The sequence below is a fragment of the Bacillus sp. JFL15 genome (assembly GCF_001184225.1).
Classification (GTDB): Bacteria; Bacillota; Bacilli; order Bacillales; family Bacillaceae; genus Bacillus; species Bacillus siamensis.
On the sequence record NZ_KQ236689.1, the window covers coordinates 351,403 to 372,285 of the forward strand.

Below are 20,883 nucleotides of genomic sequence, written 5' to 3' on the forward strand. Positions count from 1 at the left end.
GAAAGAAATCTCCCCCATCAAATGTTAAAAGCTGATTGTATTCCCCAAGTCCTTCAATTCCTGACCCGTTTCGTCGTAAAACGTCACAGTGCCTTCACTTTCTGTAAGAGTAAGAATGGCATAGCTTTTCACATTGCGGACTCTCGGAAGGCGAATGCTGCCAGGGTTAATCAAAAGCTTGCCCCGAAGCACTTCACTCCCGGCAATATGCGAGTGGCCGAAGCAGACGATATCCGCCCCAAGCTCTTCCGCCCGGTAAAAAACAGTTAAAAGTGACTGTTTAATGCCGTGAAGATGTCCGTGTACGGCCAGAATTTTCTTTGAACCGGCGTCCAGCAGGAGCTCCTCCTGAAACCCGACGCCAAAGTCGCAATTGCCTTTCACCGTGTGATACGGCACAAGCGCGGGATGTGCGGCATCAAGCTCTGAATCACCGCAATGAATCATCAGATCCGCTTCGGCTTCGTGCCGCTTCGAGATCGTCTCCAATTCGTCTTCGAGGCCGTGACTGTCACTTATTATCAGCACTTTCATTGCATTACGCTCCCCCTTACGCGTCAAGCAGCTTTGACAGTTTCTTGAGCGCCTCCGCCCTGTGGCTGATTTTGTTTTTCTCAGCGCTTGTCAGCTGAGCCATTGTTTTATCTTTATCCTTTACAATAAATATGGGATCATAGCCGAACCCGTTATCTCCTTCGGGTTCTTCCGCAATATACCCTTCAACATGACCTTCAACCGTTTTTGTTTCCTGCCCCGGCATGCTGACGGCAAGGGCGCAGCGGAAACGGGCCGTACGCTGCTCTTTTTCGATGCCTTTTAATTCTGACAGCACCTTGTCCATATTCGCCTTATCATCTTTTGCTTCGCCGGCATAACGGGCTGAATAAACGCCCGGTCTGCCTCCAAGGTTGTCCACTGATAAACCGGAGTCGTCTGCAATGACCATTTTGTTTATGGCTTTTGCCACGGCTTCCGCTTTTAAGATGGCGTTTTCTTCAAAGGTATGCCCGGTTTCCTCAATTTCTTCCGTAAATCCGATTTCCGCCAAAGAAGAGACGCTGTAGCCTTTCGGTTCGAGTATTTCCTTAAATTCTTTTACTTTTCCCGGATTGTGTGTCGCAATAATAGCTTCTTTCACGCTGATCAGGCCTCTCTTTCTTTATTTCAGTTCAGGCAATGTTTCTCCCAGCACTTCTTTTTGCTTTTGAATAAGCGTCTGGATTCCTTTTTCGGCAAGGCTTAACAGTCCGTTTAAATCTTCACGGGAGAATGTGGCTTCTTCGCCCGTCCCTTGAAGCTCAACAAAACGTCCGCTTCCCGTCATGATGATATTCATGTCGACTTCAGCCGTTGAATCTTCTTCATAATTCAGATCCAAAAGCAGACCTTCTTCTTTATCCATCCCGACAGAAATGGCCGCAAGATAATCTGTCACGGGAGAAGTTTTGATAACGCCGCTTTTCACGAGTTTTCCGGCCGCAATGGCCATTGCCAAGAAGGCGCCTGTAATGGAAGCCGTTCTTGTTCCGCCGTCCGCCTGAATGACGTCACAGTCGATCCAGATCGTCCGTTCGCCGAGCTTTTCCAAATCAACGACGGCCCGAAGCGCACGCCCGATCAGACGCTGGATTTCCATCGTTCTGCCGGAGACCTTTCCTTTTGAAGATTCTCTTATCGTTCTTTGATTCGTGGCGCGGGGAAGCATGCTGTATTCCGCTGTGATCCAGCCTTTTCCTCCGCCGCGCAAAAATGGCGGCACCCGGTCTTCCACAGATGCATTACAGATAACCTTTGTATTTCCCGCTGTAATTAAAACAGAGCCCTCCGGGTGAGTGATAAAATCCAAATCAAATGTGATAGGGCGCAGCTCATCGTGCTGTCTTCCGTCGTGTCTCATATTTTACCTCCGATTATATGTACATAAACCTTTTGTTCCGGATTGTGAATAAAGAAAGAGGCAGCCCGGATCGCTAACCTCTTTTTTACTAGTATATCAAAAATCACAAATTAAAAACTACCCGTATTCACTTGTGACGGTCTCGAAACGGGTTTTGAAAGGGATTCACCCTTTTCATTCACCAGTTCTGATTTTCCGTTTACTTTTATAGAAACACTTTTTATCGACGGCTGTTCGGTTAATGTGAGAACGATGCTGTCCAGTACGCCCGATGATACCATTTTTGTTTTTTCATCAGCGCTTCCGTAAATAGAGCTGTTAAAGTCAAGTGTAACCCGGCCGTCTTTTACTTCCGGCTTGCTGAGCAGCTTAACATCGTTATTAAAGTCCGTCAAAAGCCCGCTTGCTTTGCCCGGCCCGTCGGCGAGCTGTTCAACGGCAGCGGTGATGTCATTTGTTTCCGAATTGTCAATCCGCTTTGTGACAGGCACGTAATATTCGCTCGTCTCTGTTTCCGCCAGATAGTATACAGTCAGCGGATGGGTGTCTGTCAGATCATTCACTCCGGCGGTTTCAATATTAATTCCGTCTTTTCTGCTTAAGTCGCCCGTAATCGGCGTGCCGCCTACAGGCATTTCTTTCAGTTCATGCCCGTTCATTCTGATTTTGACTTTATCTATGGAGCTGAATTGGGTAAGCGTCCATGTAATCGATTGCAGGATTTTTTGTTCGTCTTCTTTTTTATAGTTTTTAAATTCCTTCGAAAAATCAGCGACGGCGGTACCGTCTTTTTTAATGTCAACATTTACCGTCGTATCCGCAGGAAGCACCGCTCTGAATCCGTTTGGCAGGATTTCTGAGACAGGCCCCCCCTGAACCAAATACTCAAGGGCCTGCTTTGCGGTTCCCTCACTGTTCGGAAGAGGCAGTGTCTGTGCTGCGACATAGCCGTTTTTATCAATCAGATACAGCTCTCTCATGACTGTATTGGCCGGCTGGTCGGCTTTAGACGTGCCGTTTTTTTCTGATTGCTTTGATTTTGCCTGTATCCCCGCTTCACCCTTTACATATGAAATGTCTTGAGGCGGGTCAATTTCCCCGGCTGTTTTATCGGATTGAAACAAACCGCATCCTGATAATACAAAAGCCGAAGTAAGACATGTTGCAGCAATGACTGCAGGTCCTTTTTTCAGCATACTTTTCCCTCCTAAGGCTGTTTGTACTATGATGTATACGAGCCCTGTCCGGGAAATAGACCGGGATGCGCAAAAAAACCCGCCGTAAACAGCGGGTTTTTTTGATTTATTTTCTGATCGGCTCTTGAAGGGAGATGCTCTCGACATGGCCGATTTCATGGCCGAACCAGTCTTCGGCAATTTTTGCGAAACCGTTCCGCTCTCCCGTTGTAAGAAACTGATACTCCGGTGCACGATTCGATTGGTTTAACAAACCTTTATAAGACAAGATGGTGCTCACTTCTCTCGCTGTCTCGTCACCGGAGGAAATGATTTTCACATGATCTCCCATATAGTCCTGAATCGGTTCTTTCAAAATCGGATAATGCGTGCATCCCAGAATCAAGGTATCAATTGCTGTACCTTTTAAAGGCTCAAGCGATGCTCCGACCGCTTCCTCCGCCGATTCCTGCAGAAACCGTCCGCTTTCCACAAACGGCACCAGCAGCGGACAAGCCGTGTTCTCGACTTGAAGGTCTGCATTTAATCCGAGCAGCGCCTGCTCATACGCTCTGCTTTTAATGGTATTTATCGTGCCGATGACGCCGATATGCTGGTTTTTCGTCACCTTTATCGCCGTTCTCGCACCCGGCTGAATGACCCCGACAACCGGAATATCCGTTTTGCGCTGAATATCCTCCAAAGCAATGGCCGTGGCCGTATTACAAGCGATCACGAGCATTTTGATATGGTGGTTTTCCAGCAGGTAATCGGTCATTTCCCACGTGTATTGAAGAACTTCTTCTTCAGGACGCGGGCCGTACGGGCAGCGTTTTGTATCTCCCACATAGATGATATTTTCCTTCGGTAGCTGTCTCATGATTTCCTTAGCAACGGTTAACCCGCCAACCCCGGAATCAATGACTCCTATCGGCTGTTCCAACAAAATCGCCTCATTTTCTTTTCATTTCATGCTGCAGTTTCAATAATGATTTTTCGAAGACGGCTGTTTCTTCTTCGGAAAATGTCTCAAACATATCCCGCAAATATGCCTGCCTTTTTAAAATCACTTCCTGAATAATGCGCTCTCCTTCAGCGAGAAGATGAATTCTGACGACCCGTCTGTCAGCAGGGTCTTTCACCCGTTCGACAAGCTTATTTTTTTCCATGCGGTCTATCAGATCCGTCGTCGTGCTGCAAGCCAAATACATTTTGCCTGATAATTCGCCTATTGTCATATCCCCCAATTCATAAAGCCATTGAAGGCCTACGAATTGCGGCGGTGTAATTGCATATTGGTTAAGGATTTCTCGTCCTTTTTGTTTAATGATCGCAGCGATATGGCGGAGTGATTTTTCGATATCCGCAACATGCTCTACAGATTTTGATGTCATTTGTCCATCCCTCACTCAAGGATCTTTCTGGGCTATTCACGCTCCGTGTCTATTTTCCTTCTTTTTTTAAGAAAATGCAAGACTGACGGAGAAAAAGGAAAAACCGGGATTTTCATCGCATGCCTATCACCCGGGCGCCAACACAAATAACCGGCTCCTTCTCGTAAAGAAGGAAGACCGGCAAGAATCAGAGCTCTAGCTCACCCATTCTAAGAAGCTCGACAACAGCTTGCGAACGCCCTTTCACACCTAACTTCTGCATGGCATTTGAAATGTGATTCCGTACAGTTTTTTCACTGATAAATAGCTCGCTTGCAATTTCTTTTGTTGTCTTGTCTTGAACGAGCAATTCGAATACTTCTCTTTCTCTTTTGGTCAGCAGCGGCTTTGATTGAAAATCTTTCTCCTTCAAGTATTGTAACCCTCCTTGCTAAGGTGAGAGCGAATCTGAAACGAATGGGTTTATATAGTCAAGATATCATATGTAAAAGCCGCTTCGGAGGTGACGTCACTTAAAGAAATAGTTATCCGTTCAGGCGAGCAGAATACCTTTCTCCCGCTCCGTCCAGCTGACCGCTTTTCCGCTTGTCTTTGATACTTGTACCATAACGACGGAACCGGTAAAGCACGGCAGGCCTGACTCGTTTTCTCCAAGGTAATGAAGGGTGACGGACGCATTTCCGACAGAGCTTGCTTTGACATAAATCCGCAGATTTTCATACGGCATCACCTGACGCATATAGTCACACTGCTGGCTTGCGACGACTGTCATCCTTTCCGCATTTTGCGCTTCCATGCCGCGCTGCTTAAAGTAAGCGATCCGGGCTTCTTCAAAATAGATGAAAGGGGTTACATTATTCATATGGCCGAACATATCCGTTTCTGAAAAGCGAACCGACACTTCAGTAAAGAAAGAAAACGACTGTCTCCATTCTTCAAACGGGATGTCAATGTATTGCGGTTGTTTCATCACCTTCAGCTCCTTATAAAAAAAACCTCTCCCGTGCGGAAGAGGCTCTTTTTCTTTATCTTATACTCTGTCGCTTCCGAAGAAATTGCGAAATGCTTGTAAGTTGGTATCTCTGTTCAAAGCAGCGATTGAAGTCGTGAGCGGAATGCCTTTCGGGCAGGATTGAACACAGTTTTGTGAATTCCCGCAATCTCCGAGACCGCCGTCTGTCATTAAAGCTTCTAAACGTTCTGACTTGTTCATCGCGCCCGTCGGGTGGGCGTTAAACAGACGAACTTGCGACATCGGGGCAGGCCCCATGAATTTCGATTTGCTGTTGACATTCGGGCAGGCTTCGAGGCAGACGCCGCAGGTCATGCATTTAGACAACTCATATGCCCACTGGCGGCGTTTTTCCGGCATTCTCGGTCCCGGTCCCAAATCGTAAGTCCCGTCAATCGGCACCCATGCTTTCACTTTTTTCAGTGAATCAAACATTCTGCTGCGGTCAACCTGAAGGTCACGGACAACCGGGAATGTTTTCATCGGCTTCAGACGGATCGGCTGTTCCAGCTTATCAATCAGCGCCGTACATGACTGGCGCGGTCTGCCGTTGATGACCATGGAGCAGGCGCCGCATACTTCCTCAAGACAGTTCATGTCCCATGCGACCGGAGTTGTTTTCTCCCCTTTTGCATTCACGGGATTTCTGCGGATTTCCATCAGGGCGGAAATCACGTTCAGATTCGGGCGGTAATTGATTTCAAATTCTTCATCGTATGGCGCGCTTTCGGGCGTATCCTGGCGTGTAATGATAAACCGTATCTTTTTCTCACTCATGATTATTTCGCCACCTTCTTCTTCGAGTAGTCGCGTTTACGGGGCGCAATCAGTGATACATCGACATCCTGATATTCAAATTCCGGAGCTTCAAACGGACCGGCATGTTTAGCCATTGTCGTTTTGAGCCACTCATCGTCATTTCTTTCAGGAAAATCCGGTTTATAGTGCGCTCCCCGGCTTTCATTTCGGTTGTATGCGCCGAGCGTGATGACTCTGGCAAGCTGAAGCATATTGGAGAACTGGCGGGTGAACATCGCCCCTTGGTTGCTCCATTTTGTCGTATCATTAATATTGATTTTCTTAAAGCGTTCCATCAGCTCTTGGATTTTATCATCCGTTTTCAAAAGCTTGTCATTGTGGCGGACCACCGTTACGTTGGCCGTCATCCATTCTCCGAGTTCACGGTGAAGTACGTAGGCATTTTCATCGCCGTCCATCTTCATGATGTCTGCCCATTTTTCTTCTTCTTTTTTCACGTAGGAATCAAATAATGAAGAAGACAGATCTTCAGCCGATGTTTCAAGTCCGGCAACATATTTCACTGCATTCGGACCGGCAACCATTCCTCCGTAAATGGCGGAAAGCAGAGAGTTTGCCCCTAAACGGTTTCCTCCGTGCATTGAATAATCACATTCACCCGCCGCGAACAGTCCGCGGATGCTTGTCATCTGATCATAATCAACCCACAGGCCGCCCATTGAATAGTGAACGGCAGGGAAAATTTTCATCGGAAGCTTACGCGGGTCATCTCCCATGAATTTTTCATAGATTTCGATAATGCCGCCAAGCTTAACGTCAAGCTCTTTCGGATCTTTGTGCGAAAGATCGAGATACACCATGTTTTCTCCATTGATGCCGAGTTTCTGATTCACGCACACGTCAAAGATTTCGCGTGTCGCAATATCCCGCGGCACGAGGTTTCCGTAAGCCGGATATTTTTCCTCGAGGAAGTACCAAGGTTTTCCGTCTTTGTACGTCCAGACTCTTCCGCCCTCGCCGCGCGCCGATTCACTCATCAGACGGAGTTTATCGTCTCCGGGAATGGCAGTCGGGTGAATTTGAATAAATTCGCCGTTAGCGTAGTAAGCACCCTGCTGATAAACGATTGATGCGGCAGATCCCGTGTTGATCATGCTGTTTGTTGATTTGCCGAATACGATTCCGGGTCCTCCCGTCGCCATAATAACGGCGTCAGAACGGAATGACTCGATTTGCATATTGGTCAGATTTTGGGCTACGATACCGCGGCACGTGCGCTCATCGTCAAGAACGGCGCCGAGGAATTCCCAGCCTTCGTATTTTGTGACGAGACCCGCTACTTCATATCTGCGCACCTGCTCGTCCAGTGCGTAAAGAAGCTGCTGACCCGTCGTCGCTCCCGCGTATGCGGTTCTGTGATGCTGTGTACCCCCGAAACGGCGGAAGTCCAAGAGCCCTTCCGGCGTTCTGTTAAACATAACCCCCATGCGGTCCAATAAGTGGATAATGGACGGCGCCGCTTCACACATCGCTTTTACAGGCGGCTGGTTTGCTAAAAAGTCGCCTCCGTAAACCGTGTCATCAAAATGCTCAAACGGAGAGTCTCCTTCCCCTTTTGTGTTGACAGCTCCGTTTATCCCGCCCTGCGCGCAGACCGAGTGAGAGCGTTTGACCGGAACGATGGAAAACAATTTAACGGCCGTGCCTGATTCCGCTGCTTTAATTGTCGCCATGAGGCCGGCAAGACCCCCGCCGACTACGATAATGCTTGATTGACTCATGATAGCCCCTCTCCCTCTAGTAATCTAGTTCTCTTACACAAACGCAAAAATCGCTTTTAGACCCACGTATGAAAGCGCTAAAAATATAATCAGCGTCACGTAAGTCGAAATTCTTTGAGAACGCGGCGTGACCGTGATCCCCCATGTGACCGCAAAAGACCATAAGCCGTTTGAAAAGTGAAAAATGACTGATAAAACGCCTACAATGTAAAATCCGAGCATAAACGGCGAGCTCAGAATATTCGCCATCATATCGAAGTTGACTTCAGCGCCCATCTGTGCGGCAATCCGCGTCTGCCACACATGCCAGCTGACGAAAATAAGGGTGAGAATACCGGTGACACGCTGAAGCACAAACATCCAGTTTCTGAAATAGCTGTAGTGGCCAGCGTTGTTTTTCGCAGTAAATGCTATGTACACACCGTAAACCGCATGATAAATTAAAGGTAAGAAAATAATAAAAATTTCTAACGCATACCTGAACGGCAGACTGTCCATAAAGCCGGCCGCCTTGTTAAACGCATCCGCTCCCCTTGCGGCAAATTGGTTGACGACTAAATGCTGGATCAAAAAGATGCCGACCGGAATCACACCGAGCAAGGAATGCAATCTTCGAAAATAAAACTCTCTGTTCCCAGACATTACTTTACCCCCTGTTTGATTTAAGTGCGAAATGTGCTAAAATCTCTGCCCCCACTTCGTTTCAATTGTAAGCACTTTATTAAAATTTATTGACAATTTCATTTTACTCCTCCCTCAAAAGGGCGTCAAGAAAACGTGTACATAAATTATAATTTTCGGAATTGATTATTTGACGTGAAAATTTTATTTTCCTGCAATACCTTTCTCACTTTTTTTCACGTGTTTTATAGGATCATCCTGTAATCCTCCCCCCTGTTTAAGCTATAATAAACGAAGGAGAGAGGGGAATACATAATATGAAGAATAATTATGAAGCAGCTTTAGAACCTTTAACTGAACTCGGCGTCAGCGCATACGGCTACGAATTAATCCGGGAAATCGTGCTTCCGGATATCCTCGGCCCGGAGCATTCATCCATGATGTATTGGGCGGGAAAACGCCTCGCCCGCAAATTTCCTCTTCAATCGTGGGAAGAAATCCCCGCCTTTTTTGAAAAAGCCGGCTGGGGAACTTTGACAAACACAGGATCAAAAAAGCAAGAGCTGGAATTTGAGCTGGAAGGACCGCTCGTATCCAGCAGGCTCAAACACCAGAAAGAGCCGTGCTTTCAGCTTGAAGCCGGTTTTATAGCCGAACAGATTCAATTGATGAACGATCAGATTGCAGAATCTTATGAACAGGTCAAAAAGAGAGCGGATAAAGTCGTCCTGACCGTGAAATGGGATATGAAGGACCCTGTATAATTGAAAAAAGGCGGTGACTAAAAGTCCCGCCTTTTTGCCTGCCCGTTTATACGGCAGACGGCTGTTTAGAAAGCTCAAACGCATCATGAAGCGCTTCGACGGCTTTCACCATATCATTGTCACTGACAACCGCTGATACTTTTATTTCAGATGTGCTGACCATTTTGACTTGTACATTTTTTTCCGCCAGTACGGCAAACATGTCCGCGGCGACGCCGGGATTGGAGACCATGCCTGATCCGACAATGGATACTTTCGCCAGCTTTCTTTCAGTTTCGATTTTTTCATAGTCAAGCGCGTTTTTATATTCTTCAAGCACAGCGACCGTTTGCGCGGAATCTTCCGTTTTCACGGAGAAAGAAATGTCTGCTTCCCCATTATCCGCTTGTGCCTGAATAATGATGTCAACGTTGATGTTTCGTTTCGCCAGCGCGGTGAAGATCGTTGAAAGTGTTGTCAGTCCGCTTGTCAGGCCCGTGACGGACACCCTTGTAATCTGGTCTTCAAATGCAATTCCTCTGACGATTAAATTCTGCTCCATTGATGATTCCTCCTCAATTAATGTTCCAGCTTCATGTTCCGTGCTTGACCGCACTTCCAAAGGCACTTGATAGTTTTTCGCGAACTCAACCGCCCGCGGGTGAAGAACACCCGCTCCGAGATTTGCAAGCTCCAGCATTTCATCATAAGAAATTCCCGCCAGTTTTCTCGCTGACCGGACGTACCGCGGATCTGTCGTAAACACGCCCGGAACGTCCGTGTAAATGTCGCATTTATCCGCTTTTAAAGCTGCGGCAAGAGCGACCGCCGTCGTATCGGAACCGCCCCGTCCGAGCGTCGTGATGCCGCCGTCTTCGGTTACTCCCTGAAAACCGGCGACAACTGTAATCCTGCCTTCTGCAAGCTGCGCCTGAATTGCAGTGATATCAATATCCGTAATTCTCGCATTGCCGTGGACGGCCTCCGTGCGGACACCCGCCTGCCAGCCCGTATAAGAGACGGCGTCATATCCTTTTTCCTGAAGCGCCATGGCCAAAAGCGAAATCGTGACCTGCTCTCCCGTAGACAGAAGCATATCCATCTCGCGTCTGCTTGGCTCAGATGTAATTTCCGCCGCCAGATTGACGAGCGCGTCGGTTGATTTTCCCATTGCCGAAACGACGACAACGACGTCATGGCCTTTTTTCTTTTCAGCAATAGCGCGATTTGCGGCATTTTGAATTTTTTCGGCAGACCCGACGGAAGTGCCTCCGAATTTTTGTACGATAAGACCCATACTAGACCACCCTTTACATTTTGGTTCGTGCGGGTGAGGAGAAAAGAGCGTTGTGTCCACAATAAAAAAAGCAATGAGAGGAATAGCTCTCATTGCTTTTTCATATCATTACGATTGATTATGAACAACGAGATAGCCCTCCAAGAAAATGAATTCTTGACAGCTTTACATTTATTTAATGCAAAGCCAGCAAAGCACACCGATGGGATGTGTTTCACTTCGGCGAACTCCCCTTTCAGCCTTTTTCGCAGAATCCATCATTCTCCAAAGGCATACTATTGAAGTTCGCACCTCTATCTTCACCATATAACACGATCTTATGAAATTAGTTCACATTCTAGCAGACTTTTCAGAAAAGCACAATACTATTTTTTCAATTTTTCAAACAGCAGCTGAGCGGCCGCAGCCGGCACACCGGCTTTTTTGATATCGTCAAGACTTGCTTCCTTCATCTTTTTGACAGAACCGAAATGCTTTAAGAGCATTTTTTTGCGTTTTTCGCCGATCCCCGGGATATCATCCAATACGGATTGAAAGGCGCTTTTTCCCCGGATCTGTCTGTGAAAGCTGATCGCAAAACGGTGAACTTCATCCTGAATGCGCTGAAGCAGGTAAAATTCCTGGCTGTTCCGCTCCAGAAATACTGGTTCTAGCGGGTCGCCGATCAGAAGGTTGGATGTTCGGTGTTTATCATCTTTCGCCAATCCCGCTACCGGGACATCAAGGCCGAGCTCATTCTCAAGCACGTCGCGCGCCGCGTTAATCTGCCCTTTTCCGCCGTCAATGATGATTAAATCCGGCAGCGGGAGATTTTCGCGGAGCACCCTCGAATATCTTCTTCTGACGACTTCTCTCATTGATCCGTAATCGTCAGGCCCTGTTACGGTTTTAATTTTATATTTGCGGTATTCCTTTTTATTCGGTTTTCCGTCAATAAAGACAATCATAGCCGATACAGGGTTTGTGCCTTGAATATTGGAGTTGTCAAACGCTTCAATCCGGTGCGGCGTGTAAATGTTCAATGCTTCGCCGAGCCGTTCGGCTGCTCCGATTGACCGTTCCTCATCCCGCTCGATTAATGAGAACTTTTCCCGCAGGGCGATTTTCGCGTTTTTGTGAGCAAGCAGAAGCAGTTCTTTTTTCGGGCCTTTTTTCGGCTGATGCACGGCGGTTTCCAAAAGCTCGCTGATCATGTCTCTGTCAACGCTGTCAGGCACCAGAATTTCCTTAGGCAGAAAGTGATTGTTTTTCGAATAGAACTGGCCGATGTAGGTCAGAAATTCTTCATCCGCTTCCTGGTACATCGGAAACATGCTGACATCGCGTTCGATCAGCTTTCCTTGGCGTATGAAAAAGACTTGGACGCACATCCAGCCTTTATCGTACGCATAAGCGAACACATCGCGGTCCAGAAGGTCATTCATGGTCATTTTCTGCTTTTCCATCGTCGATTCGATGTAAGCAAGCTGATCGCGGAATTCTTTAGCCCGTTCAAATTCAAGCTTTTCCGCCGCCTCTGCCATTTTCTCTTCAAGCTCTTTTTTGACCTCGTTATGCCCTCCCTTTAAAAAGCGGGTGATGTCTTCCACAAGCTCGCGGTTTGTCTCCTCGGAAATATCCTTTACACATGGAGCGAGGCATTGTCCGAGATGGTAATAGAGACAGACACGGTCCGGAAGATTCGAGCACTTCCTGAGCGGATAAAGGCGGTCCAGCAGTTTTTTCGTTTCCCGCGCCGCCTGTACATTCGGGTACGGGCCGAAATAGCGCCCTTTGTCTTTTTTGACATTGCGGGTGACAATAAGCCGCGGATGGCGTTCATGGGTGATTTTAATAAAGGGATAGGTTTTATCATCTTTCAGCATGACATTGTATTTCGGATCGTATTTTTTAATCAGATTCATTTCCAAAATAAGCGCTTCAAGATTGGAGGAAGTCACGATATATTCAAAGTCCTCAATCTCCGTCACAAGCCTTTGGGTTTTTGCATCGTGAGAACCGGTGAAATAGGATCTCACCCTGTTTTTCAGCACTTTCGCTTTCCCCACGTAGATGACTGTTTTCTGACGGTCTTTCATTAAATAACAGCCCGGCTGATCGGGAAGGAGGGCCAGCTTTTCTTTCAGTTGTTTATTCATACGTTACCCTTCCTTACATTCATTTCTTGTGTCCATTCAGTGTATCACGAACATTTGTTTTTCTCCATTCTCAGCTTTTGGAAGATCAAAAAAGGCGATCCCTTTTAAAGGAATCGCCCTGCCGCAGCCGTAACGGAAACTTTCGGCTTACAGATGTTTGTTTACAAGCTCTTCAAGGGCTTCTTTCGGTTTGAAGCCGACAGATGTTTCAACCACTTCTCCGTCTTTTAACACAAGAAGTGTCGGGATGCTCATGACGCCGTATTTACCGGCAGTTTCTTGGTTTTCATCCACGTCGATTTTGACGATTTTCAGTTTGTCTCCCATTTCTTGATCAAGCTCTTCAAGAACGGGCGCGATCATTTTACAAGGTCCGCACCAAGGAGCCCAGAAATCAGCTAATACGACACCTTCACTTGTTTCAGCTGAGAACGATTGATCAGTTGCTTTTACGATAGCCATTTGTTATTCCTCCAATGTCAAATGATGATTTTTAGTATAGCATCTCCCATTCGTTCATGCTAATTTAATGCTTATATTATTTTCTCCCGAACCCGCCGAAAATAATCTTATTTATAGAATGTATGATAACCGATCAGCAGGCGTTCAAAACTTAAGATGGACCCGCCGGCAGCGTGATTAATACAACCGCCATCGGAGGAAGCTCCGCCTCCAGGTTTCCGCCCTTCTGCGTAAACCCGGAAAACGGCTTCGGTTTGACGTTTTCCGGGCTGCTGAATGTATTGCGGGCATTCATTTTTTCAGCATGCAGAATCGTCGCGGAAGGCTTCCCAATCTTTTTCATGCCCCGCAGTTCAATCTTCACGTCAGCTTTGTGCAAATGATCGATATTGCAAATGCTGATATGTATGCCGCCGTTTTTCTGTTTGGACGCCGAAATGCTGACTTGCGGGAGCCGGCCGTCTTTCCATTCGTATTCGGCCGCTTTTGTTTCTGCGGCCAAAAGAGAAGCGTCCTGATGAACCTTAAACATATCAAACACATGATATGTCGGCGTCAGCAGCATATTTTTCCCTTCTGTCAGGATCATTGCTTGAAGGACGTTGACTGTTTGCGCGATATTGGCCATCTGCACACGGTCTGCGTGCTGATGAAAAATGTGAAAATGTGTGGCAGCGACAAGCGCGTCGCGGATCGTATTTTGCTGATACAAAAAGCCCGGATTCGTGCCAGGCTCAGGATCAAGCCATGTGCCCCATTCATCAATGATCAGACCGACTCTTTTTTCCGGATCGTACTGATCCATAATGGCGCTGTGCCTTGTAATCAATTCATCCATATGGGCCGCTTTTTTCATCGTGATGAACCATTCATCTTCCGTAAACTCCGTCGCTGACCCTTTTCCCTCCCAGAAGTCGCCCGGTATTGTGTAATAATGCAGGCTCAGCCCGTCCATGAGATCAGCGGCTTTTTTCATTAATGTTTCTGTCCAGCGGTAATCATCGACATTCGCACCGCCGGCAATTTTATAGATTTCATTCCCGCTGTAATTGCGGACATAGGTTTGAAAGTTCCGGTAAAGGTCGGCATAATACTCAGGATGCATGTTTCCGCCGCAGCCCCAGTTCTCATTTCCTATACCGAAATATTTGAGCTTCCACGGTTTTTCCCGCCCGTTTTCCTTTCTCCAGTCGGACATCGGCGTGCCCGCTTCAAACGTCATGTATTCAATCCAATCAGCCATTTCCTTAACCGTTCCGCTGCCGACGTTTCCGGCGATGTACGGTTCGCAGCCGAGCAGTTCACAAAGCATCATAAATTCATGCGTGCCGAATTCGTTTGAATCAATCGTTCCGCCCCAATGGGTATTCAGCATGGTTTTTCGTTCCCCTACGCCGTTTGCCCAATGATATTCATCAGCAAAACAGCCGCCGGGCCATCTGAGAACGGGAATCTGGAGCTGTTTGAGGGCGGAGGCGACATCCGTCCTGATTCCGCCGGTATTCGGAATATCGGAATCTTTTCCGACCCAGATGCCCTCATATATGCCTCTTCCTAAGTGTTCCGCGAAATGTCCGTATATGTTTTTGTTAATGGTTCCCCGTGTGATATCCGTTTGAATGACTGCCGTATTGTGAGACATACTTGATCATTCCTTTCCCTTAATAAGAATGAAAGCACTACAGCCAATCTATGTATCTGGGATGTATGCTGAAAGGATAAGTTTGTAAGCGCTTTACCGAAAGCTTATTATATTGGTTCGTACATCTCAATCTGTTATTTTGCCAATACATAATTTGTGCGAACCAATCATCACAAACCAAAACCCTCTGACAAATGAAGCCAGAGGGTTTTGATTATGAATGAATATTGGCCTTTTTAAATTCCTGAGTCAGGAGCGGAACCACTTCGAACAAATCGCCGACAATTCCGTAGTCCGCTATTTTGAATATTTCCGCTTCCGGGTCTTTGTTGATGGCAACGATCACTTTACTGTTTGACATCCCCGCCAAGTGCTGAATCGCTCCGGAAATCCCGCAGGCAATATACAAATCCGGTGTAACGACTTTCCCCGTTTGGCCGATTTGAAGAGAATAGTCGCAATAATCCGCGTCACACGCGCCGCGCGAAGCGCCCACCGCTGCTCCCAGCACTTCGGCAAGTTCTTTTAACGGTTCAAACCCATCTTTACTTTTTACCCCGCGACCGCCCGCAACGATGATTTTCGCTTCTGATAAATCCACGCCGTCCGCTGTTTTTTTAACTACTTCTTCAATGACCGTCCGCAAATCTGCCGGCGGGACCGCAAGCTCTTCAATATCACCCGTGCGGCTTGCATCTCTTTCTAATGCCTGAATGTTATTCGGACGGATTGTCGCCAAGATGAAAGGATCGGTTGAAATCACCTGTTCAAAGGCTTTGCCGGAATAGATCGGTCTTGTAAAAACGATGTTGTCTCCGGTAACGCTTACATCCGTGCTGTCTGAAATCAACCCCGTTTCAAACCGGGCCGCAAGCTTCGGTGACAAATCTTTTCCCATAGAAGTATGGCCGAAAATAACCGCATCGGGCTTTTCATTTTCGATCAGATCCCCGAGAACCGCGGCATATCCGTCCGCCGTATACTGAGAAAGTCCCGCTGCATCGGCCGTAAATACTTTATCGGCGCCGTACTGAATGAGTTCTGATGCTGCATCAGCCGCGCCTTTTCCCAACAGCACGCCGATGACATCTCCTCCGCCGGAAATGGTTTTGCCTGCGGCTATGGCTTCAAAGGTGACGTTCCGTAAGGCGCCGTCACGAATTTCTCCGAGTACGATCACTTTTTTTCCCATTCTGACATCCCCCAGTTTCTTTAATATCAGTTTATACGACTTTGGCTTCTTTTCTCAGCAGTGAGACAAGCTCCTTCGCCTGCTGAGCGGCTTCTCCTTCGATCAGTTTGCCCGCTTCTTTTTGCGGCGGGAGAAAACGTTCGATCGTTTTGAGTTTCGGTGCAGCATCATCTTCATCAATGCCGAGGTCATCGAGCTCAAGCTCTTCCAGCGGTTTTTTCTTCGCCTTCATAATGCCCGGAAGCGACGGATAGCGCGGCTCGTTTAAGCCTTGCTGTGCCGTGATGACTAGAGGAAGTGAGGTTTTAATGACTTCGGTATCCCCTTCGTTGTCTTTCTCTGCCACAGCTTCATCGCCGCTGATTGTCAGTTTTGTAATCGTTGTGACGCAAGGAATGTTCAACAGTTCGGCAAGCCTTGGCGCCACTTGGCCGGAACCGCCGTCAATCGCGACATTTCCGCCGAGAATCAGATCATATTCCCGGTCCTTGAAATAGTGATATAAGATCGTGGAAATGGAGTATTGGTCGGGATCGCTCAGGTCATCCTCAATATTGATTAATACCGCCTGGTCGCACCCCATCGCAAGAGCGGTGCGGAGTTCTTTCTCCGCATCTTCTCCGCCGACGGTTACGGCGGTAACGGTTCCGCCATGCTCTTCTTTCAGCTGAATCGCTTCTTCAATGGCGTATTCATCATACGGATTAATGATAAACTCGGCTCCGTCTTCCTGAATCTTTCCTGCTTCAATGACGATTTTCTCTTCTGTGTCAAACGTCCGTTTCATCAGTACAAATAGATTCATATTCTTATCCCCTTTATCTTCGCCCACCGAATTGAGGCTTTCTTTTTTCGAGAAATGCCTGAATGCCTTCTTTTGCGTCTTCTGATGCAAATGCTTCCCCAAAGCGCTTTGCTTCGAGCTTTAAGCCGCCGTCATAAGAATAGACTTTGTTTGAATAAAGAAGCTCAAGCAGGGAAGCCATCGACTGCGGGCTTTTTTCCGCAAACTTGCCCGCTAGCGTTTTCGCCTTTTCCAGCAGCTCCTCTTCATTTTCGGCGCCTATTGTGACAAGCCCGAGGCTGAGCGCTTCTTCTCCGGTCACAGGTTCTGAAGTGCCGATCATCTCAAGCGCTTTCGCCGTGCCGACGTACCGGGGCAGGCGCTGCGTCCCGGCAAAGCCCGGAATAATGCCGAGATTCAGCTCGGGCAGGCCGAGCTTTGCATCCAATGTGGCGATTCTGATATGGCAGGCCATGGCAAGCTCCAGACCGCCGCCGAGCGCAGCGCCGTGAATCGCCGCGATAACGGGCTTCGGAAACCCTTCAATTCTTTCCATCAGCTGCTGGCCTTTATCCGCCATGGCAGAGGATTGCTCAAGATCATCAAGCGACGTAAATTCCTTTATATCGGCGCCCGCCGAAAAAAATTTTCCCTCACCGCGAATGATGATGCTTCTGACGCTGTCATCTGTTTCACACCGGTCGAACAGACCGGATAATTCAGCTAAAACCGCACCGGACAGCGCGTTGGCCGGCTGATGATTGATGGTGATCACCGCGACAGATTGTTCAACCGCCACTGAAAGGCTGTTCATCCGTCAACCCCCTTTAGTTTTGATGAATCCCTGACACCAACAGTTCCAATACCTTGTCTGACAAATCCGGAAGATCATATTTCTGATCGTTCATCACCCATGTTGTCACTGTTTCATCTATCGTCCCGAATATCATCTGCCGGGCGAGGCGGACGTCGAGATTGTCTTTCCATTCGCCCGACTCGATTCCTTCGGTCAAAATGGTGTCCAGCATGTTTAAATAACCTTTTAAAATATCATTGATTTTCAGGCGCAGCTTGATATTCGACTGTCTGAGCTCAAGCTGGGTCACAATCGCGAGGTGGCGGTCATTGCCGAGCAGTGTGAAGTGCTGCTTAATGACGAGAGCGAGTTTTTCTTTTGCCGTCGTTTTTTCTTTTACTTCTTCTTCCATGCGTTCAATGAACTGGCCCATCTTTTCTTTAAAAAGAGAAATGAGTATATCCTCTTTGTTTTTAAAATATAAATAGATGGTGCCGTCCGCAACGCCGGCCTGCTTGGCGATTTTGGACACCTGTGATTGGTGATAGCCGTTTTCCGCTATGACTTCTACTGCTGCATCAATAATCTGCATATACTTTGGCCGTTTTTGGTTCAATGTCATCGTTCCTTCCTTCAATAAATGAATGACTATTCATTCATAACTTCATGATAAAAAGGATTCCCGGTTTTGTCAAGTTTTTCTTTTAAGGCACCTTGTTTTCATGAGAAGCATCTTCCTCTTCGACGAGACGCCTTCTTAATATCTTTCCGACGGCCGTTTTCGGAAGCTCTTTTCTGAATTCGTACAGCTTCGGGACTTTGTACGGCGCAAGCCGCTCTCTGGCAAACGCATCAAGCTCATCGGCATCCGCTTCGGCGCCTTTTTTCAAAACGACAAATGCTTTCACCGTTTCCCCTCTGTAAGAATCAGGAACGCCCGCTACGACGATTTCCTGAACGGCTTCATGCTCATACAGCGCCTCTTCCACCTCACGAGGGTAAATGTTGTATCCCCCGGCAATGATGATGTCTTTTTTTCTGTCGGCGATGTAGAAAAATCCTTCCTCATCCATATATCCCATGTCTCCGGTAAACAGCCAGCCGTCTCTGATGACACGGGCCGTCTCCTCCAGCTTGTTCCAATAGCCTTTCATAACCTGCGGGCCTTTTACGATCAGCTCGCCGTGTTCATACGGCTCCGCAAGCCCGCCTTTTTCTTCTGAATAGATTCCGGCGTCGGTATTGGGCCAGGGACAGCCGATACTGCCGGGCTTATTTTTTCCCCAGATGAAATTTGAATGGGTCACCGGTGATGCTTCGGATAATCCGTAGCCTTCCACAAGCTTTCCGCCGGTCACTTTTTCAAATTTCTGTTTGACTTCGACCGGGAGCGCCGCTGAACCGCTCGGACAGCTTTTTATGGAGGACAAATCATATTGATTTAGTTCCGGATGATGCAAAAGCCCGATGTAAATCGTCGGAGCTCCCGGAAAAACTGTCGGCTTTTGCCTGTCAATTGTTTTCAAGGTATCCAAAGGATTGAATTTAGGAAGCAGAATCATTTCATACCCCTGCATGATGGAGAAATTCAGCACGGCGGTTAATCCGTACACATGAAAAAAAGGTACGATGCCGAGCACTTTTTCGGCTCCCTTTTTCATTTTGTACATCCAGGCGGCGCCCATCTCTGTATTGGCCTGAATGTTTTTGTGCGTGAGCATGACGCCTTTCGGATAGCCGGTTGTTCCGCCCGTGTATTGAAGCACGGCGATGTCATGCTCAGGATCAATATCAAATTCCTCCGCCTTCTCCGCTTTTTCATTTTTTAAAATGTCCGCTAAGCTGTGAAACTGTTCATGTCCGTCATAATCGATATGCACTTGTTTTTTTTGCGTGAGTGTATAAAGCATATTTTTCGGAAACGGCAAAAAGTCTTTGATACTGGTTGTAATAATGCGTTCAATGATTGACAACGTTTTCATTTTTATCACCTTCGGAAACAGCATATCGAGGGTGATGATCACGCGCGGCGAACTGTCTTGCAGCTGATACTCAAGCTCGTGTTCCGTGTAGAGAGGATTGGTCTGAACGACTATGCCCCCGGCGAACAATACGCCGTAAAATGCGATGACCGACTGCGGACAATTGGGCAGCATAATGGCGGCTCTGTCGCCTTTTTTCAGGCCTGTTTTGCGTAAAAAAGCGGCTAGCTTTAATGAATCTGTGAGAACGTCTTGGAATGTGAGTTTTTTTCCGAGAAAATAAATGGCGGTTTGGTTCGGGAATTGAGCTGCGGAGTTTGTCAGATTGGATGGCAGGGTTTGACCGGTAAATTCAAGCTCATGCGGAATCTCTTCGGGATATTGAGAAAGCCATGGCTTTTCAGACTGCATAAAACCTCTCCCTTCTGTTTTCCTATACGCTATTATTATAGCAGAAGGCTGATTGGAATTGGAAAGCGTTTCATGTGATTTTTCGAGTTCAGGAGGTGTTGAGTTTGCTGGAAACACTGTATTTTGAAGAGGGAGTTCCTATCCTGCGCCAGCTGCCGAAGCCGTTTACTTCAGCCGCCTTTTTGCTTCATCCCTTTGTCCGAATGCCGGATGGGTGGGAAGCGCAAAAGCGCAAGCGGCCTTTTGAGCATATCTATCCGAGTGATGAGGAGATCATCGCAACGGGCAGACCCGTTTCCTGGAAAACCGCCATGACCATTTGCGGACTGCGCTCTGAAAAAGAGATGGCGCTTCTCCTTATGACCGCTGTCATGGCACTGCGGGATGAATATGCACATCCTGAATCCGCCGAGCTGTTAAATCGGCTTCATCATCCCGATCTGTACTTGCCGAGCGATGATGTCACTTCGCCATTTTTGATACCGGGACTCTTGGACGTGTTTCGTTCAAAAGGCATTGAGCGCTGCACTTTTTATGAGCCGATCGAAGCGGAAGGCCTATTTTCGCTCAAGCAAACGTCGCCTTCGGATGTATGCGGACTGCTGCAGGCTGACATGATGATTGCCGATGTAAAGCGGCGCGCCGCTTTTATGAGTGTGTACGATTCTTTCACAACACTCTTTCTCATGGAGGATCAAGACATGCTGTCTGTTATCCGCGCCATGAATTGGGAAGCCGTCATTTGCTCTGATACGATGAGCATGAACTGGTATTCTCAATAAAAAGACTGCCGATTT

The 20,883-nt window shown here is 47.5% G+C and carries 22 protein-coding genes and 1 riboswitch; of the genes, 2 read left to right on the plus strand and 20 right to left on the minus strand.

Annotated elements, in window-relative coordinates:
- Positions 1-24 precede the first annotated feature (24 nt).
- From AD710_RS01705 to sdhC, 11 genes are all read right to left on the minus strand, one after another.
- The gene (locus tag AD710_RS01705; protein ID WP_049627124.1) at positions 25-534 is read right to left on the minus strand and encodes a YfcE family phosphodiesterase; all 510 of its coding nucleotides are present in this window, start codon (positions 532-534) and stop codon (positions 25-27) included.
- Positions 535-550: 16 nt separating this feature from the next.
- Positions 551-1,147 carry an XTP/dITP diphosphatase gene (locus tag AD710_RS01710; protein ID WP_116746198.1) on the minus strand — a complete coding sequence of 199 codons (597 nt, stop codon included), beginning with the start codon at positions 1,145-1,147 and terminating at the stop codon, positions 551-553.
- A gap of 12 nt (positions 1,148-1,159) precedes the next feature.
- Positions 1,160-1,897: a ribonuclease PH gene (gene rph / locus AD710_RS01715; RefSeq protein WP_016938746.1), complete on the minus strand. Its 738-nt coding sequence runs from the start codon at positions 1,895-1,897 to the stop codon at positions 1,160-1,162.
- A 110-nt stretch (positions 1,898-2,007) separates the two neighbouring features.
- A complete protein-coding gene (locus tag AD710_RS01720; RefSeq protein WP_049627125.1) occupies positions 2,008-3,093 on the minus strand; it encodes a GerMN domain-containing protein in 1,086 nt (361 codons plus the stop codon).
- Positions 3,094-3,199: 106 nt separating this feature from the next.
- A complete protein-coding gene (gene racE / locus AD710_RS01725) occupies positions 3,200-4,018 on the minus strand; it encodes a glutamate racemase (RefSeq protein WP_156132990.1) in 819 nt (272 codons plus the stop codon).
- A 7-nt stretch (positions 4,019-4,025) separates the two neighbouring features.
- Positions 4,026-4,466 (minus strand): MarR family winged helix-turn-helix transcriptional regulator, encoded by a 441-nt coding sequence (locus AD710_RS01730; protein WP_016938743.1) that lies wholly within the window; start codon positions 4,464-4,466, stop codon positions 4,026-4,028.
- Positions 4,467-4,653: 187 nt separating this feature from the next.
- A complete protein-coding gene (gerE, locus tag AD710_RS01735; RefSeq protein WP_003152579.1) occupies positions 4,654-4,878 on the minus strand; it encodes a spore germination transcription factor GerE in 225 nt (74 codons plus the stop codon).
- Between the two features lie 120 nt (positions 4,879-4,998).
- Positions 4,999-5,436: an acyl-CoA thioesterase gene (locus AD710_RS01740; protein ID WP_045925256.1), complete on the minus strand. Its 438-nt coding sequence runs from the start codon at positions 5,434-5,436 to the stop codon at positions 4,999-5,001.
- A 60-nt stretch (positions 5,437-5,496) separates the two neighbouring features.
- The gene (gene sdhB, locus AD710_RS01745; RefSeq protein ID WP_045925255.1) at positions 5,497-6,255 is read right to left on the minus strand and encodes a succinate dehydrogenase iron-sulfur subunit; all 759 of its coding nucleotides are present in this window, start codon (positions 6,253-6,255) and stop codon (positions 5,497-5,499) included.
- A gap of 2 nt (positions 6,256-6,257) precedes the next feature.
- On the minus strand, positions 6,258-8,018 hold the full coding sequence (sdhA, locus tag AD710_RS01750; protein ID WP_016938664.1) for a succinate dehydrogenase flavoprotein subunit: 1,761 nt from the start codon (positions 8,016-8,018) through the stop codon (positions 6,258-6,260).
- A gap of 33 nt (positions 8,019-8,051) precedes the next feature.
- Positions 8,052-8,660, minus strand: coding sequence for a succinate dehydrogenase cytochrome B558 (gene sdhC, locus AD710_RS01755; RefSeq protein ID WP_003152571.1), 609 nt, complete (start codon positions 8,658-8,660; stop codon positions 8,052-8,054).
- Positions 8,661-8,956: 296 nt separating this feature from the next.
- Between sdhC and AD710_RS01760 the strand changes: the two genes are divergently transcribed.
- Positions 8,957-9,403, plus strand: coding sequence for a YslB family protein (locus AD710_RS01760; RefSeq protein WP_016938662.1), 447 nt, complete (start codon positions 8,957-8,959; stop codon positions 9,401-9,403).
- 46 nt (positions 9,404-9,449) lie between these two features.
- Here the strand turns inward: AD710_RS01760 and AD710_RS01765 are convergent, their stop codons facing one another.
- From AD710_RS01765 to AD710_RS01805, 9 genes are all read right to left on the minus strand, one after another.
- On the minus strand, positions 9,450-10,679 hold the full coding sequence (locus tag AD710_RS01765) for an aspartate kinase (protein WP_049627126.1): 1,230 nt from the start codon (positions 10,677-10,679) through the stop codon (positions 9,450-9,452).
- A 125-nt stretch (positions 10,680-10,804) separates the two neighbouring features.
- A riboswitch (Lysine riboswitch) is annotated at positions 10,805-10,983 on the minus strand.
- Between the two features lie 61 nt (positions 10,984-11,044).
- The gene (gene uvrC, locus AD710_RS01770) at positions 11,045-12,817 is read right to left on the minus strand and encodes an excinuclease ABC subunit UvrC (protein ID WP_049627127.1); all 1,773 of its coding nucleotides are present in this window, start codon (positions 12,815-12,817) and stop codon (positions 11,045-11,047) included.
- Between the two features lie 147 nt (positions 12,818-12,964).
- Positions 12,965-13,279 carry a thioredoxin gene (trxA, locus tag AD710_RS01775; protein WP_003152560.1) on the minus strand — a complete coding sequence of 105 codons (315 nt, stop codon included), beginning with the start codon at positions 13,277-13,279 and terminating at the stop codon, positions 12,965-12,967.
- Between the two features lie 151 nt (positions 13,280-13,430).
- The gene (locus AD710_RS01780) at positions 13,431-14,921 is read right to left on the minus strand and encodes an alpha-N-arabinofuranosidase (protein WP_049627128.1); all 1,491 of its coding nucleotides are present in this window, start codon (positions 14,919-14,921) and stop codon (positions 13,431-13,433) included.
- 214 nt (positions 14,922-15,135) lie between these two features.
- Positions 15,136-16,113 (minus strand): electron transfer flavoprotein subunit alpha/FixB family protein, encoded by a 978-nt coding sequence (locus tag AD710_RS01785; protein ID WP_045925249.1) that lies wholly within the window; start codon positions 16,111-16,113, stop codon positions 15,136-15,138.
- 31 nt (positions 16,114-16,144) lie between these two features.
- Positions 16,145-16,918, minus strand: a complete 774-nt coding sequence (locus AD710_RS01790; RefSeq protein ID WP_049627129.1) for an electron transfer flavoprotein subunit beta/FixA family protein — start codon at positions 16,916-16,918, stop codon at positions 16,145-16,147.
- Between the two features lie 13 nt (positions 16,919-16,931).
- The gene (locus AD710_RS01795; RefSeq protein WP_016938656.1) at positions 16,932-17,711 is read right to left on the minus strand and encodes an enoyl-CoA hydratase; all 780 of its coding nucleotides are present in this window, start codon (positions 17,709-17,711) and stop codon (positions 16,932-16,934) included.
- A gap of 13 nt (positions 17,712-17,724) precedes the next feature.
- A complete protein-coding gene (locus AD710_RS01800; RefSeq protein ID WP_014470798.1) occupies positions 17,725-18,309 on the minus strand; it encodes a fatty acid metabolism transcriptional regulator FadR in 585 nt (194 codons plus the stop codon).
- 88 nt (positions 18,310-18,397) lie between these two features.
- Complete coding sequence (locus AD710_RS01805) at positions 18,398-20,086, minus strand: AMP-binding protein (RefSeq protein ID WP_049627130.1); 1,689 nt, start codon at positions 20,084-20,086, stop codon at positions 18,398-18,400.
- A gap of 104 nt (positions 20,087-20,190) precedes the next feature.
- Here AD710_RS01805 and AD710_RS01810 point away from each other — a divergent pair, with 104 nt between their 5' ends.
- Complete coding sequence (locus AD710_RS01810; protein ID WP_049627131.1) at positions 20,191-20,868, plus strand: DUF2711 family protein; 678 nt, start codon at positions 20,191-20,193, stop codon at positions 20,866-20,868.
- Positions 20,869-20,883: the final 15 nt, after the last annotated feature.